This window comes from Mesorhizobium sp. M8A.F.Ca.ET.181.01.1.1 (assembly GCF_004792025.1).
Classification (GTDB): Bacteria; Pseudomonadota; Alphaproteobacteria; order Rhizobiales; family Rhizobiaceae; genus Mesorhizobium.
This window is the reverse complement of sequence record NZ_SRTV01000001.1, coordinates 794,284-810,411: the sequence shown is the minus strand read 5'-3', so window position 1 is coordinate 810,411 and position 16,128 is coordinate 794,284. Positions and strand designations below refer to the sequence as shown.

Below are 16,128 nucleotides of genomic sequence, written 5' to 3'. Positions count from 1 at the left end.
GGCGGTGACCACCGAGAGGATGACGTTCTGCTCGTGCAGCACCTTGTAATGCTTCAGGCTGTGCATCAGCGCGGTCGGTGCGCTCAAGGGATCGCTGGTTAGGAACACGGCGGTGCCCGAGACCAGCTGCGGCTTCTTCTTCAACAGATTGCCGGCGAGGAAATCGAGCGGGATCTCGTTGCGGCGGGTCTTGTCGAAGAGATAGCGGCTGCCGCGCACCCAGGTCCACATGCCCAGCACGATGGTGAAGGCCACGACCAGCGACGCCCAGCCGCCTTCGAACACCTTGACGATGTTGGAGGCGAAGAAACCGATGTCGATGAAGGCAAACAGCACGGTCAGCGGGATCGCCAGCGACAGCTTCCATTTCCAGATGCGCGTCATGACGACATAGAGCAGCACCGTCGTCACCAGCATGTTGCCGGTCACGGAGATACCGTAAGCGGAGGCCAGCTTGCTGGATTCGCCGAAGCCGACCACCAGCATCATCACCACCAGGGCCAGCAGCAGGTTGACGCGCGGCATGTAGATCTGGCCGGACTGCTTTTCCGACGTGTGCAGGATTTCCAGCCGCGGCAGCATGTTGAGCTGTACCGCCTGGCGGGTCAGCGAGAAGGCACCCGAAATCACCGCTTGGCTGGCGATAACCGTCGCGGCGGTCGCCAGCACGACCATGGGAATCAGAGCCCAACCCTCGTTCATCTCGAAGAACGGATGGCCGACGATGCCATTCTTGGCCAGCACGAAGGCACCCTGTCCGGCATAATTGAGCAGCAGACAGGGAAACACGATCGCCAGCCAGGCAAGTACGATCGGCTTGCGGCCGAAATGACCGAGATCGGCATAGAGCGCTTCTGCACCGGTCACGGCAAGGAAGACGGCGCCGACCGTGACGAAGGCCACGTCCGGCGAATGAATCAGGAAGGCGACGATGTAGTGCGGGCTGATTGCCAGCAGGATTTCTGGATCGTTGATGATGTGTTTCAGGCCGGAAAGGCCGATCGCCAGGAACCAGACCGCGGTCACCGGCCCGAACACCAATCCCACCCCGCCCGTGCCAAAGCGCTGCACCGCGAACACCATGGCGAGGATGACCAGGGTCAGCGGCACCACATAAGGCTGGAAAGCAGGCGTGACGACGTTCATGCCCTCGACCGCCGAAAGCACCGAAATCGCCGGCGTGATGACCGCATCGCCAAAAAACAGCGAGGCGCCGACGATGCCAATGCCCAGAATCACCGCCGAGCGCTTCGGGAAACTGCCGCGTGCCAGCGCCATCAGCGACAGCACGCCGCCTTCGCCGCGGTTGTCGGCGCGCAGCACGAACATGATGTATTTTATCGTAACCGTAATCGTCAGCGACCAGATGATCAGCGACAGCACACCGAGAATATCGCCGCGATCAGCAACGGTGCCGTGTGACGACGCGACCAGCGCTTCTCGAAAGGCATAGATAGGGCTGGTGCCGATATCCCCATAGACCACACCGAGCGCGCCCAGCATCAGCACCTTGGTGCTATGCTGTTCGATTTCCGGATGGCTCGATTGGTCGACGGGTTCTGCCTCACTACCAGCATTGGCAAGGGCCATGTACGACACTCCGATAAACGCGCGGTGCTCTACGCTTGCTGCAATGCAATATCAAGTGCCGTAACGTTATGGCACTCATGTTAGCAGCGCGCGGCTCCCGGTGGGCGACGTCTTGCGATGTCGATCCATGCGACGTTTCGCATGCTCATATCCCGAACCATCGCAAAACAACCAGGCCCGGCGAACTCGTACCTATTAAATGGCGACCTGCGTGCCGATTTCAACGACGCGTCCGGTCGGGATCTGGAAATACTCCGTCGCATCGGCCGCCGTGCGCGCCAGCCCGATGAACAGCCGGTCCTGCCACACCGGCATGCCGGAATTGGGCGAGGCCTTGAGCGAGCGCCGCGACAGGAAGAAGGACGTCGTCATGATGTCGAACTTCCAGCCTTGCTTGCGGCAGATCGCCAGCGCGCGCGGGATGTTGGGCTGCTCCATGTAGCCGAAGGTCAGCGTCACCCGCATGAACAGCTCGTTGACCGTCTCCATCTTCACCCGCTCGCTGTCGGGCACCACCGGCTGCGGTGCGGTGACCACCGAGAGGATGACGTTCTGCTCGTGCAGCACCTTGTAATGCTTCAGGCTGTGCATCAGCGCGGTCGGTGCGCTCAAGGGATCGCTGGTTAGGAACACGGCGGTGCCCGAGACCAGCTGCGGCTTTTTCTTCAACAGGTTGCCGGCGAGGAAATCGAGCGGGATCTCGTTGCGGCGGGTCTTGTCGAAGAGATAGCGGCTGCCGCGTATCCACGTCCACATGATCAGCCCCATCAGGCTCGCAACGGTGATCGAGACCCAGCCGCCTTCAACGATCTTCACGACATTGGCCAGGAAGAAGCCGCTGTCGATAATGCCGAACAGCAAAGTCAGCGCCAGGGCGAGCGCCAGCTTCCATTTCCACATCTTGCGCATCACCACGAACAGCAGGATCGTCGTCATCAGCATTTCGCCGGTCACCGAGATGCCGTAGGCGGAAGCCAGCGAACTCGAACTGCCGAAACCGACCACCAGCAGCATCACGCCCATCGCGATGAGCAGGTTGACGCGCGGCATATAGATCTGCCCGGACTGCATTTCCGAGGTATGTTGCACCTCGATGCGTGGCAGAAGGTTGAGCTGCACCGCCTGGCGGGTCAGTGAAAAAGCCCCTGAAATGACCGCCTGACTGGCAATGACGGTCGCCGCCGTTGCCAGTCCCACCATCGGCATCAGCGCCCAGTCAGGCAGCATCTGGAAGAACGGATTGGTCGGTTTTCCATCATTGGCGAGCACAAAGGCGCCCTGCCCGAAATAGTTGAGCAGCAGGCAGGGAAACACCACGGAAAACCATGCCAGCACGATCGGCTTGCGTCCGAAATGGCCGAGATCGACATAAAGCGCCTCGGCCCCGGTCACGGCCAGGAACACCGCGCCGACAGTGACGAAGGCGGCGGTGGGTGTGCTGGCCAGATAGGCAACCGCGTAATAGGGATTGATGGCCAGCAGGATCGATGGATCATCCATCAAGTGATAAATGCCCGCGACGCCGATCGCCAGGAACCACAGCGCCGTCACCGGCCCGAACACCGCCGCTACCTTTCCCGTGCCGAAGCGCTGCACCGAGAACAGGATGGCAAGGATGACCAGCGTGATCGGCACGACATAGGCGTCCAGCGCCGGGGTCACCACCGTCAGGCCTTCGACCGCCGACAGCACCGAGATGGCCGGCGTTATGATCGAATCGCCGAAAAACAGCGCCGCGCCGCAAAGTCCGATCACGAGGATCAGTCGGGCGCCTTTGGGATAGGCGCTGCGTGCCAGCGACATCAGCGACAGCGTGCCGCCTTCGCCCTTGTTGTCGGCACGAAGCACGAAGGCGACATATTTGATGGTGACGATGATCGTCAGCGCCCAGACAATCAGCGACAAAACGCCAAGCACGTGAACGCGCGTATCGATGCCGGGCGAAGCGTGAAGCGCCTCGCGAAAGGCGTAGATCGGACTTGTGCCTATATCGCCATAGACGACGCCGAGCGCGCCCAGCATCAGAACCTTGGTGCTGTGCTGCTCAACCTCGGAACGGCTCGATTGCTCGACGGTTTCAGCCTCGCTAACGCGACTGGCAAGGTCCATGGACCACTCCCCGACAAGCGCGCAGTGCCTCACGCATGCTGCGATGCGGTGTCAATTGCACGCTATGGCTGCCATACCTGCAAAGCGAAGCCCTAACCCTACCAGCCGCAGGCTCTGAGAAACCGACCCACCGTGCCGGCCATGCCATACTCCAACGCGTCGGCTGTCAACCCATGTCCGATCGACACTTCGGCCAATGCCGGAACACGCCTTGCCAGCGCGGGCAGATTGGCCACCGTCAGGTCGTGTCCGGCGTTGACCTGGAGGCCGGCGGCTAATGCCGCGTCAGCGGTTTTCCCCAATCTTTCCAATTCTTTGGCCGCCTTACCGGAGTCGGAATAGTAGCTGCCATAAGGGCCGGTATAGAGTTCAATACGATCGGCGCCCGTATCGCGAGCGGCCCCTATGCCGGTGGGATCCGCGTCGGAAAACAGCGAGACCCTGAAACCGCCCTTCTTCAGACGCTTGACAACAGGCATCAGGAACGCCGCATCGGCGATGAAGTTCCAGCCGTGATCGGAGGTTGCCTGTGCCGGATCGTCGGGAACCAGCGTCACCTGTTCGGGCTGATTCTTCTCCACAAGCGCCAGGAAATCCTCACTTGGGTAGCCCTCGATATTGAATTCCGCCTGCGGAAACTCATCGTCGATCAGCGCCCTGATCAGGGGCAGGTCGGAATGCCTTGTGTGACGTTCGTCGGGGCGCGGATGCACTGTCAGCCCATGCGCTCCGGCGGCAAGGGCAAGGCGGCCGACGCCGATCACATCGGGCCATGGCAGGTCGCGCCGGTTGCGCAGCATGGCGATGGCGTTGAGGTTGACGGAAAGCTTGGCGGGCATGGGCTTGGCGTCCGTGAAAACAGTCGATTGAGGCGCGCCACGCTCATTCGTTCCGGCACGGCGCATTTGAAACAGCGCATCTATAGCGTCTTTGACGGGAACAGATAGGGCCTTTCCGGTGTTCCAGAAGACCAACATATTCCGTGAAAGGGAGGCACCACCTTGAATTTCCTCCAATCCGTGCCGGCGATCCGCCGCATCGACACCAGCCGCGACGACCTCCTTGCCTTCGATGTGGTCGGCCATGTCTCGGCCGCCGATGCCGAGAACCTGTTCGGCCTGCTGGAGGCGGCCTATGCGCTCCATCCGAGAATCGACGTCGCCGTGCGCATAGTCGATCACGAGGGCGTCGACTGGGCCGACATCTCCGATGAGACCATCAAGAAGGGTGCCGTCCACGCATTGGAGCATATTGGCCGTTGCGCGGCGATCGGCGCGCCTGACTGGACGCCGAACGCACGACACGCCTTGCCCGCTTCGTCGCCTGTCGAATTCAGGCATTTCAAGATCGAGGAGGAAGCTGCTGCCTGGGAGTGGCTCGCGGCGCGGCCGACGGGCGAAGAGGCGACCGCCGCTCCAGAAAGAAAATGAAACGATTCTCCCGGCTGCCGCCGACCCCTTCTATCTGACGATGGTCAGCCGTTCGGCGGCCCGGGTGATGGCTGTATAAAGCCAGCGCTGGCGCGTTTCCTTGAAGGCCCAGCTTTCGTCGAACAGCACGATCTCGTTCCACTGTGAGCCCTGCGCCTTGTGCACGGTCAGCGCATAGCCGTAGTCGAAATCGTCGAAGCGCTTCTTCTGCTGCCAGGGGATATCGGCATCCGGATCCTCGAACGCCGCCTTGAGCAGCTTGATCTTGGCGACGCCGCGATCCGGATCGTCCTCTTCGGGCGACACCAGAAGGTTGATGCCGGGCTTCACCGTCTCGCGCGACGAGGTCATCACCTTCCAGAGCGAACCGTTGAGCAGGCCCTTGGCGGGATCGTTGCGCAGGCAGACCAGCTTGTCGCCCGCTTGTGGGTAATCGGCATTGAAGCCCTTCAGTTCGCGCAGGCGCTGGTTGTAGCGCCGCCGCGTGCGGTTGGTGCCGACCAGCACCTGGTCCGCTTTCAGCACCAGTTCCTGGTTGACGTCTTCCTTGCCGATCACCTGCGCGGTGCCATAGTCGCCGCGCATGAATTCGCGGCCTTCGCGCACATCGAGCGCCAGCCGCAGGATCGGATTGTCGCGCGCCTGCCGGTGGATTTCGGTCAGCAAAAAGTCCGGCTCATGGTCGGTGAAGAAGCCGCCGCCCGAGATCGGCGGCAACTGGCCGGGATCGCCCAGCACCAGGATCGGCGTGCCGAAACTCATCAGGTCGCGGCCAAGCTGCTCGTCGACCATCGAGCATTCGTCGATGACGACCAGTTTGGCGCGCGAGATCGGGCTTTGCCGGTTGAGCGAAAAGGTCGGCGACATCGAGGTCTTGCCGGTCACCTCGTCGGCCACCGATTCCTCGCCCTTGGGCCGGTAGATCAGCGAATGGATGGTGCGCGCGTTGACCGCGCCCTTGGAGCGCAGCACCTGCGCCGCCTTGCCGGTGAAGGCGGCGAACTGCACCTGGCCGTCGACATGCTCGGCGAAATAGCGCGCCAGCGTCGTCTTGCCGGTGCCGGCATAGCCGAACAGCCGGAACAATTGCGGCTTGCCGGCCTGCAGCCAACGGGCGACCGCTTGCAAGGCCTCGTCCTGTTGTGGTGAAAATTCCATCTGATCGTGTGACCGGATTCGCGAGGCAAAGACAAGATACCCGCCATCATCAACGACACAGCCGATGGCGAACTCCCCTGCGGTTCAGGCTATCAGCCGCAGCCAAGAACGTAAAGGGAACGAAAAGGGTGACCGTGCACCTCAGTTGGCAGCGCGCGGATCGTTCTCCAGCAGGATCGGCTTGCCATGTGGCGTGGCATGAGCGGCGCGTTCCCAGGCCTGCGCCATCGCATCGACATCAGGCTTGGCGGCCAGCCCCTTCGACGCCAGCAGGTTTTCCAGCGCCGCCAGCCAATGCTCGTAATAATCATGGCCGTCCGCCGCGGCACCTGGCTTCTTCACCTCGGCCGATAGGGCATCCGCCCATTCGCCCCACGAAAACAGGCCCTTGTCGTGCAGCGCCACCGTCATGGCGAAGGCTTCGGCCTGCCAGGGTTCGGCAAACACCGGTGCGTCGAGGCCAGCGGGCAAACCGGCGGCGGACCCCTTCGCTTCAGGCCGGCTCAAGATAGCTCTCCCAAGCGTCGATCGAGACGGTCAATGTCGGGTCGGCGCCCTCGCCCCAGATCTCGCTCCCGTCGAAGACCACGGTGTAGACCCACTGCGGGTTCTCGCCTTGCCCGTGAGCATTGCTGTCGGGAAAGACGAAGCCGTCGCGCACCGCCTCGATCGTGCCCTGCTTGTCGCGTGCATAGCGCGGCAGTCTGGTATGGCCGGTCGGGTTGAAGTTTCTGGTCCGCACCGGATCACCAGCCTTGAAGCGCGGCGCGGTCTCGACCGGCCGGTCGCACGGGCCGCCCTTGGCCAGCACGGCCGGGACATTTTCCGCCTTCAGCACTCTTTTGGGCGTCGCCGCCGGATCGACCGCGTCGGCTGCCCTGAGGTCGCGCTCGCTGACGAAGCCGTGCCGCTTGAGCAAGGTCTCCAGCGCCTTGATCCAGATCTGGTAGTAGCTGGAGCCGTAGTAGTCGGCCGGATGCAGCGATTCCCGCGCATGCCGGCTCTCGTCGATGTTCCAGGCGCCCATGGCGCCGGCGCACAGCGTCACGCCAAGCGCGCGTCGCTCCCAGTTGGCATGGAAATAAGGCTCGTTCTTCTCCGGGGCGACCGGGCCGAACCCCATCTGTCCTCCAAGATCCTGGGGGCCGTTCATGCGGGCACCCCCTTATCCGGCCCGTGGGCCAGCGCGGTGCCGATCATCGCATCGCGGCTTACCAGCTCGGCCAGCCGCTCTTCGCTCCAGCCCTCGGTGCCTTCCGGCCGCGTCGGCACGACGAGATAGCGCAGTTCCGCCGTCGAATCCCAGACGCGTATCTTCGTCTCGGCGGGCAGGGAGAGCCCGAATTCCTCGAGCACGCCGCGCGGATCGATCACCGCGCGCGACCGATAGGGCGGCGCCTTGTACCAAACCGGCGGCAAGCCAAGCACCGACCACGGGTAACAGGAGCACAGCGTGCAGACGACGAGGTTGTGGGTGTCCCCGGTGTTGAACACCGCCTGCATGTGTTCGCCCTGCCGGCCGGTATAGCTCAGCGACTCGATCGCCGCCGTCGCATCGCGCTTCAGCCACTCGGCAAAAGCGGGATCGTTCCAGGCCTTCGCCACCACCCTGGCGCCGTTGCGTGGACCGATCTTGGTCTCGTAGGTGTCGACGATGACGTCGATCGCGGCTGGATCGATCAGCCCCTTGCGGGTCAGGATAGTTTCGAGCGCCCGAACCCGCGCGGCAAACGGATCGAGTTCGTTGTCGTGATCATGATCGTGGGACATGACGGCAAATTACGGTTCCGACCTGCCCGCCGCAAGCTCCATGGCTTGGGCCAACCGGACCGGAGCTTTGTCCGTCTGCTACTCGGCGGCCGTCTTCTGGGGCTCGCCCGGGATGTCGTCATTGGTGCCGAACAGCGAGGGCTGATCGCCTTCTTCGACCACATGCAGCTCGGCTTTGCGCTTCGGCATGAGCCCGGCCAGCCAGCCCGAGAAATTCTCCATGTAGACGTAGATCACCGGCGTCACGAACAAGGTCAGCGCCTGCGAAGCGAGCAGGCCGCCGACGACGGCGACGCCCAGCGGCTGGCGCAGTTCCGCGCTGGCGCCGGTGCCGAGCGCGATCGGGAACGTGCCCATCAGTGCCGCCAGCGTCGTCATCATGATCGGCCTGAAGCGCATCAGGCAGGCCTTGTGGATGGAGTCCGTGGCCGACATGCCTTCTCGCCGCAGTTCGAGCGCGACATCGACCATCATGATGCCGTTCTTCTTGACGATGCCGATCAGCATCAGGATGCCGATCACCGCGATAACGGACAGATCCATGCCGGCGAAGCGCAAGGCAACGACCGCCCCGAGCACAGCCGACGGCAGGCCGGTCAAGATGGTGAGCGGGTGGATGAAGCTCTCATACAGAATGCCAAGCACGATATAGATGGTCAGGATGGCGCCGCCGACCAGCAGTCCCTGGTTGGCGAGCGAATCCTGGAAGGTCTTGGCCGTGCCGGCGAAGGTGGTCGAGATCGCCGCCGGCATGCCGATCTGCTCCTTGAGCTGGTCGATGCGTTTCACGCTGTCGCCGAGCGAGACGCCCTGCGGCAAATTGTAGGAGACGGTGACGGCCGGAAGCTGGCCGAGCTGGTTGACCGTCAGGGCGCCGGCCGTGCGGTCGACACGGGCGAAAGCGCCGAGCGGGACCAGGCTTCCACTCGCCGTCCGCATCTGGATGGCGAGCATCCTCTCCGGCGACCATTCGATCTTGGGATCAAGTTCGGTGATGACTTCGTAGCTGTCGGCCGAGCCGAAGATCGTCGAAACCTGGTCGGTGCCGAACCCGCCATAAAGCGCGGAGCGCAGCGTGTCGGTGTCGATGCCGAGCTGCGCGGCCTTGTCGCGGTCCACCACCAGCGCCGCCTGCAGCGCGTTGTTCTGCAGGTCGCTGGTGACATCGGCGAAGTTAGCGTGGTCGGCCGCCATCGCGTCATTCATCTTCTGAGCCCAGATATCGGTCAGGCCGGTATCGAGGCCCTGAACCACCAGCTGGTAGGCGCTGGCCGACGAGCGCGAACCCAGCCTCAGATTCTGCACCGGCTGCATGTAGGTTTCGATGCCCGCAACGCCGGCCAGTTGCTTGCGCAGATCCGCAAGCACCTTCTCGATATCGGGACGCTGGTCCTTGCCCTTGAGCTGGACGAAGAGCTGTCCCTGGTTGAGCGCATTGTTGCCGCTGCCGGCCGACCACGCGACATGGTCGACATAGGGCGACTTCGAGAACACGCTGGCCACCTGCCCTTGCAGCTTGGCCATGGCGTCGAACGAAATGTCCTGGCGCGCGATGGTGGTCACCGATATCTGGCCGATATCCTCCTGCGGGAAGAAGCCCTTCGGCGAGACCTCGATCAGCCACACCGAGGCTGCCGCGGTGCCGACGAAGACGAGGAACACAAGGAAGGTGTGCCGCAGGCAGAAGCTCAGGATCCGGTCATAGCCGCGCGTGATGAGATCGCGCTTGTGGCCGGCGCCATGCGCCTCGCGGTCGGCCTTGGTCACCGACAGCAGCCGCGAGCACAGCATCGGCGTCAATGTCAGCGACACGAACATGGAAGCCAGGATGGCGACGGTCACCACGACGGCGAATTCGTTGAAGATGCGACCGATCACGCCGCCCATCAGGAGCACCGGGATGAACACCGCCACCAGCGAGATCGAGATCGAAATGATGGTGAAGCCGATCTCGCGCGCGCCCTTCAGCGACGCGTCGAAGGCCGACAGCCCGTCCTCCTCCATGTGGCGGAAGATGTTTTCCAGCATCACGATGGCATCGTCGACGACGAGGCCGACGGCGAGCGTCAGGCCCATCAGCGAGATGTTGTCGATGGAAAAGCCGAACAGGAACATCGCTCCGAGCGTGGCGATCAGCGAGATCGGCACTGCCACGGCCGGGATGATGGTGGCCGTGACGCGGCGCAGGAACACGAAGATCACCATGACCACCAGCGCGATGGTCAACAGCAGCGTGAACTGCACGTCGTCGACGGCCTGGCGGATCGAGGTCGAGCGGTCGTTGAGCAGCTTGATCTGCGCGGCGGCCGGCATCTGGTCCTGGAAGGACGGCAGCATCGCTTTGACCCTGTCGACGACGTCGACCGTGTTCGCGTCGGGCTGTCGCTGCACCGCCATGATGATGGCGCGGGTGCCGTCGTACCAGCTTGCGGTCGTGGTCGTCTGCACCGAATCGACGACGCGGGTCACCTCGCCCAGCCGCACCGGATGACCGTTCTTGGTGGCGATGATTAGGTTGGAGAAGCCGGCCGCGTTGGTAAGCTGCGTGTTGGCGGTAATGGTCAGCTGCTGCTTGTTGTTCTGCAGCACGCCGAGCGGCGTGTTGCTGTTGGCCGAAGCCACAGCCGCCTGCAGCTGATCGATCGAGATGCCCCGCGCGGCAAGCGCGGTCGGATCGATCTGGATGCGCACGGCGTATTTCTGCTGGCCGAAGATCGAGACCTGGGCCACGCCGTCGATGGTCGACAACGACGGCGAGATGACGTTTTCGGCGAAGGCGTCGAGGTCGGTCAGCGGAACCGTATCGCTGACCAGCGACATCAGCAGGATCGGCGCGTCGGCCGGATTGACCTTGCGATAGCTCGGCGGCGACGTCATCTGCGGCGGCAGCGATTTCTGCGTGCGCGCGATCGCGGCCTGCACGTCGGCCGCGGCCGCGTCGATGTCGCGGTTGAGGACGAACTGGATGGCGATCGAGGTCTGGCCGAGCGAGTTGGTGGTCGAAATGGAATCGATGCCGGCGATGGTCGCGAACTGCTTGATCAGCGGCGTCGCCACCGATGTCGCCATGGTCTCCGGCGAGGCGCCGGGCAGCGATGCCGAGACGTTGACGACAGGGAATTCGGCGCTCGGCAGTGCCGCGACCGGCAGGAACTTGTAGGCGAACAGCCCGCCCAGCACGAGGGCGAACGACATCAGGAGCGTGGCGACGGGCCTGCGAATGCAGAATTCGGAGATCATTGGGCCGCCCCGCCGGCATTGGTCGCCTGGGCCACTTTGGGCGCGGCCTCCTTGCCTTCATGCACCGCGGCGCCGTCCTTCAGCCGTGTCTGGCCTTCGGTGACAACCTTCTCCCCGCTTTTCAGCCCTTGGCTGATGGCGCTGTTTTCGCCCTCGGTCAGCGCCACCTGCACTGGCCGCATCTGGACGGTGTTGTCCGGCTTTACCACATAGACGAACGGCCCCTTCTGGCTGGGCTGGACCGCGACGGTGGGAACCGAGGTCATCTGCGGCATGATGCCGGCGTCAAGCACGACGTTCACATATTGGCCCGGCCACAAGGAAAGATCCGCATTGGGAATGCTGGCCCGCGTGGCGATCGTGCCCGACGCGGTGTCGACGCTGGAATCGACGAAATCGAGCGTGCCCTTGCCGATCGGCCTCGGGTCGCCGTTTTGGGTCAGCGTCACCGCATTCTGCTGCGGATTGGCAAGCGCCTTGTGCAGCAGCGCGAGGTCGCGTTCCGGCAGATTGAAGTTGACCTGCAGCGGATCCATCTGGGTGATGGTCACCAGCGGCGTCGCGGTGCTGCTGTTGCCATTGCTGACCGTGACGAGATCGCCGACGGCGACGTTGACCGCGCCCAACCTGCCCGAGATTGGCGCGGCAATGGTGGCAAAGCCAAGCTGGACATTGTCGGCGTCGATCGTCGCCTTGTCGGCATCGACGGTCGCCGCCGCCGCCTTCTGCGCGGCAACGGCCTGGTCGTAGGTCTGCTGCGTCCCGGCCTGCTTGGCGACAAGATCCTTGGCACGCTGAAGATCGGAATTCGAACTGGCAAGCAGCGCCTGGTCCTTGGCAAGCGTGGCCTGGTCCTTGGCGAGCTGCGCTTTCAGGGCGCGGTCATCCAGTGAAAACAGCACGTCACCGGTCTTCACCATCTGTCCGTCCTTGACGTCGATCGACACGATCTGGCTGGAGACCCGGGCGTTGATGTTGACCACGGCCGGAGAGGAAACGAAGCCGATGGCATAGCGGCGGATCGGAAAGTCAGCTGTCGTTGCAGTCGCCGAAACGATAGAGGCCGAACGGGCGCCGCCATTGCCGCCGCTGGCCTGTTTGCCGCCTGCCGGCTTGTCGGCCGCTGGCTTGTCTGTCGCGGCGACCTGCTTTGTGCCGATGAGCTGCTGAGCCTTGTTCAGCGCTTCCGGCGACAAATAGAGCCAGGCCGCGCCCGCACAGGCAATCGCCAGCAATGAAAGAAGGACTTTTCCACGCATCGACAAAAGACCTCTCCGTCCGACACGCCATAGCCAGGTGGTCGTATTCTAGCGCAATTCACGGCTCACTGCCGCGATTTCGCCGAATAGATAGGACGGGCGTTTGTCGGAAAAGGGCCAAAACACGGCATTACGAAGATTTAATGTGCACTGCACAATAGCTGTGCAGCCGGCTATCGTTTAGGGCCGAAGGCCCGATTGGCCCCGAAAATAGCCTCCGAAAGGGCGGAGCGGACCGTAGCCTACCGCAGCATCGGCCAAAGCGTCGCCGCCAGCAGCACGCCCATGGCGATGTTGAACCATTTCAGCCGCATCGGGTCGGACAGGAAACCGCGCAGTGCCGTGCCGAACCCCGCCCAGACCGAGACGCTGGGAAGATTGACCACGGTGAAAGCCACGCCAATCAGAATGACGGACAGGAACGGCCGTTCCGGATTGGTGTAGACGGCCATCGCGGTGATGGCCATCACCCAGGCCTTGGGGTTGACCCATTGGAAAGCCGCTGCATCGACGAAGCGCATCGGCCGCGCATTCGTCTCACCCTTGCCGCTGAGCGAGCGCGACATGGCGATCTTCCAGGCCAAGTAGAGCAGATAGACGGCACCGGCGATCTTCAGCCCGGCGTGCAATGCCGGAAACGCGGTCAGCACCGCGCCCAGGCCGAAGCCGACGGCGAGCAACAGGACGAGAAAGCCGATGCTGATGCCAAGCATGTGCGGCACTGTCCTGGCGATGCCGAAATTGACGCCCGAAGCCAGCAGCATGAGGTTGTTCGGCCCTGGCGTGATCGAGGTCACCAAGGCGTAGACAAGCAGGGCGAGGAATGCGTCGAGGGACATGATATCCTCCCAGATACGTCAGTACTCTTGTCTCTTTCCGACGGCTGCACAAAGGCCAGTGCCGGCCGTTGGTCACGCCAGTCCTGCATTCGTGGAAAATTCGGCTGGGTTACGTCGGTCTACATCCCTTGCGGGCCGCGGTTCATCGCCGCCACGCCGGTGCGGCAGATTTCGACCAGGCCGAGCGGCTTCATGATGGCGATGAACTGGTCGAGCTTGGAGCCCTTGCCGGTGATCTCAAAGATGAAATGCTCGGTGTTGGCGTCGATGACGCTGGCGCGGAAAGCGTCGGCGAGTCTCAGCGCCTCGACCCGCGCCTCCCCGGTGCCGGCAACCTTGACCAGCGCGAGTTCCCGCTCCAGCGGCCGCTCCTGGCCAAGCTCGTGCGAGCGCACGGTCAGATCGACCACGCGGTGCACCGGCACGATGCGCTCGAGCTGATGCTTGATCTGCTCCATCACATGCGGCGTGCCGCGCGTCACGATGGTGATGCGCGAGAGATGTTTTTCATGCTCGGTCTCGGAGACGGTCAGGCTTTCGATGTTGTAGCCGCGCCCCGAAAACAGGCCGATGACCCGGGCGAGCACGCCCGGCTCGTTGTCGACCAGCACGGAAAGCGTGTGCGTTTCCGGCTTCTCGGTTTCCTTGGCGATGAAGTAGGCGGAGCCGGTGGGCTGAAGCTGTGCGTTCATGACGTGAATCTCGATTTCAAACTTTTGCGCTAATTCTCTGTTTTCACACGGCTTCCGCCTGCGGTTAAACCAGTTCCCTGCCCTTGGCGTCGATGGCATTGGCCACGGCCTCGTCGGTCGCCTCGTCGGGCAACAGCATCTCGTTATGCGCCTTGCCCGAAGGGATCATCGGGAAGCAGTTGGTGAGTGTCGCCACGCGGCAGTCGAACAGCACCGGCTTCCTGACCGAGATCATCTCCTTGATCGCATCGTCGAGCTCGTCCGGTTTGTCGCAGCGTATGCCGTGGCCGCCATAGGCTTCGGCCAGCTTGACGAAGTCCGGCATCGCCTCGGTATAGGAATGCGACAGCCGATTGCCGTGCAGCAGCTGCTGCCACTGCCGCACCATGCCCATATACTGGTTGTTGAGGATGAAGATCTTGATCGGCGCGTCATACTGCACCGCCGCACTCATCTCCTGCATCGTCATCTGCACCGAGGCGTCGCCGGCGATATCGACCACCAGCGCGTTCGGATGCGCGATCTGCACGCCGAGTGCGGCCGGCAGGCCGTAGCCCATCGTGCCGAGACCACCCGATGTCATCCAGCGGTTCGGCTTGTCGAAATGATAGTGCTGCGCCGCCCACATCTGGTGCTGGCCGACCTCGGTGGTGATGTAGGTGTCCATGTCCTTGGTCAGCGCGTAAAGCCGCTGGATGGCGTATTGCGGCATGATCACGTCGTTGTTCATCTTGTAGGCGAGTGAATCGCGCGCCCGCCATTTGGCGATCTGCTCCCACCAGGGATAGAGCGCCTTCTTGTCGGCCTTGGCGCTCGCCCGCCACAGCCGCACCAGATCCTCCAGCACCCGGCCGACATCGCCAATGATCGGCACGTCGGTGTGGACGTTCTTGTTGATCGAGGACGGATCGATGTCGATGTGAATCTTCTTCGAATTCGGCGAAAACGCGGTCAGCCGGCCGGTGATCCGGTCGTCGAAGCGCGCGCCGATGCAGATCATCACGTCGCAATCATGCATCGCCATGTTGGCTTCATAGGTGCCGTGCATGCCGAGCATGCCCATCCAGTTCTTGCCCGAGGCCGGATAGGCGCCGAGTCCCATCAGCGTCGAGGTGATCGGGAAACCGGTGAGGTCGACGAGTTCGCGCAGCAGGTGGCTCGCTTCCGGACCGGAATTGATGACGCCGCCGCCCGAATAGATGATCGGCTTCTTGGCGCTCGCCATCAGTTCGACCGCGGCCTTGACCTTCTCCAGGTCGCCCTGGACCTTCGGCTGGTAGGAGGTGCGCGGTGCGATCTGCGGCGGGACATAAAAGCCCTTGGCGAACTGCACGTCCTTCGGGATGTCGACCACGACCGGACCGGGACGGCCGGTCGTGGCGACATGGAAGGCCTCGTGGATGGTCGCGGCGAGCTCGTTGACGTCCTTCACAAGCCAGTTGTGCTTGGTGCAGGGCCGCGTGATGCCGACAGTATCGCATTCCTGGAACGCGTCTGAACCGATCAGCGAGGTCGGCACTTGCCCCGTCAGACAGACCAGCGGGATCGAGTCCATCAGTGCGTCCTGCAGCGGCGTCACCGCATTGGTGGCGCCGGGGCCCGATGTCACCAGCATGACGCCGGCCTTGCCGGTCGACCGCGCATAACCCTCGGCCGCGTGGCCGGCGCCCTGCTCGTGCCGCACGAGAATGTGCTCCACCTCGTCCTGCTGGAAAATCTCGTCATAGATCGGGAGAACAGCGCCGCCCGGATAGCCGAAGACATGCTTGACGCCATTGTCCTTCAGCGCCTGCACCACCATCTCGGCGCCAGTCATTTCCCTGCTGCTTGGCATTTCGCGCCCGCTCTGTCCATTGCTCATCGGTCTGGTCCCGTACTGTCCGCCATCTGGCGTTTGCTGGTCGTTTAGTCGTGTTTCAGGCAATAAAAAAGGCCCCCGAGGGAGCCTGTGTGGTGCGCATGGGAGGTTTTCGCCCGGCGGTTACACCGCCTTGCCCACGCGCCTTCCTACGAGAATGAGTGCCGTTTTCATGGGGGCGGA

General features: G+C 63.0%; 13 protein-coding genes. 1 reads left to right on the top strand and 12 read right to left on the bottom strand.

Annotated features, from left to right (window positions below; all coding sequences use genetic code 11):
- From EN824_RS03985 to EN824_RS03975, 3 genes are all read right to left on the bottom strand, one after another.
- Positions 1-1,590, bottom strand: a 1,590-nt coding sequence (locus EN824_RS03985; protein WP_135932124.1) for a potassium transporter Kup, incomplete at its 3' end; no start/stop codon positions are given.
- A 195-nt stretch (positions 1,591-1,785) separates the two neighbouring features.
- Positions 1,786-3,699 carry a potassium transporter Kup gene (locus EN824_RS03980; RefSeq protein WP_135919235.1) on the bottom strand — a complete coding sequence of 638 codons (1,914 nt, stop codon included), beginning with the start codon at positions 3,697-3,699 and terminating at the stop codon, positions 1,786-1,788.
- Positions 3,700-3,797: 98 nt separating this feature from the next.
- Positions 3,798-4,538 carry a pyridoxine 5'-phosphate synthase gene (locus EN824_RS03975; RefSeq protein WP_135866883.1) on the bottom strand — a complete coding sequence of 247 codons (741 nt, stop codon included), beginning with the start codon at positions 4,536-4,538 and terminating at the stop codon, positions 3,798-3,800.
- Positions 4,539-4,700: 162 nt separating this feature from the next.
- Between EN824_RS03975 and EN824_RS03970 the strand changes: the two genes are divergently transcribed.
- Entirely contained in the window at positions 4,701-5,129 is a 429-nt protein-coding gene (locus tag EN824_RS03970; RefSeq protein WP_127280159.1) for an STAS/SEC14 domain-containing protein, read from the top strand.
- Positions 5,130-5,159: 30 nt separating this feature from the next.
- Here EN824_RS03970 and EN824_RS03965 read toward each other — a convergent pair whose 3' ends face one another.
- The 9 genes from EN824_RS03965 to EN824_RS03925 form a co-directional block, all read right to left on the bottom strand.
- Complete coding sequence (locus EN824_RS03965) at positions 5,160-6,287, bottom strand: ATP-dependent RecD-like DNA helicase (RefSeq protein ID WP_135866514.1); 1,128 nt, start codon at positions 6,285-6,287, stop codon at positions 5,160-5,162.
- Between the two features lie 141 nt (positions 6,288-6,428).
- Positions 6,429-6,794, bottom strand: a complete 366-nt coding sequence (locus tag EN824_RS03960) for a nitrile hydratase accessory protein (RefSeq protein ID WP_189343737.1) — start codon at positions 6,792-6,794, stop codon at positions 6,429-6,431.
- Complete coding sequence (gene nthB / locus EN824_RS03955; RefSeq protein ID WP_127871619.1) at positions 6,781-7,440, bottom strand: nitrile hydratase subunit beta; 660 nt, start codon at positions 7,438-7,440, stop codon at positions 6,781-6,783. The genes EN824_RS03960 and nthB overlap by 14 nt, the downstream gene beginning before the upstream one ends.
- Complete coding sequence (nthA, locus tag EN824_RS03950; RefSeq protein WP_127871620.1) at positions 7,437-8,057, bottom strand: nitrile hydratase subunit alpha; 621 nt, start codon at positions 8,055-8,057, stop codon at positions 7,437-7,439. The genes nthB and nthA overlap by 4 nt, the downstream gene beginning before the upstream one ends.
- A 78-nt stretch (positions 8,058-8,135) precedes the next feature.
- Positions 8,136-11,297 (bottom strand): efflux RND transporter permease subunit, encoded by a 3,162-nt coding sequence (locus tag EN824_RS03945; RefSeq protein ID WP_135931918.1) that lies wholly within the window; start codon positions 11,295-11,297, stop codon positions 8,136-8,138.
- Complete coding sequence (locus EN824_RS03940; protein ID WP_135866508.1) at positions 11,294-12,556, bottom strand: efflux RND transporter periplasmic adaptor subunit; 1,263 nt, start codon at positions 12,554-12,556, stop codon at positions 11,294-11,296. Before EN824_RS03940 ends, EN824_RS03945 begins: the two co-directional genes overlap by 4 nt.
- 242 nt (positions 12,557-12,798) lie before the next feature.
- Entirely contained in the window at positions 12,799-13,395 is a 597-nt protein-coding gene (locus EN824_RS03935; RefSeq protein WP_127871625.1) for a LysE family translocator, read from the bottom strand.
- Positions 13,396-13,514: 119 nt separating this feature from the next.
- Entirely contained in the window at positions 13,515-14,087 is a 573-nt protein-coding gene (ilvN, locus tag EN824_RS03930) for an acetolactate synthase small subunit (RefSeq protein ID WP_027051201.1), read from the bottom strand.
- Between the two features lie 64 nt (positions 14,088-14,151).
- Complete coding sequence (locus tag EN824_RS03925; protein ID WP_189522138.1) at positions 14,152-15,903, bottom strand: acetolactate synthase 3 large subunit; 1,752 nt, start codon at positions 15,901-15,903, stop codon at positions 14,152-14,154.
- Positions 15,904-16,128 lie beyond the last annotated feature (225 nt).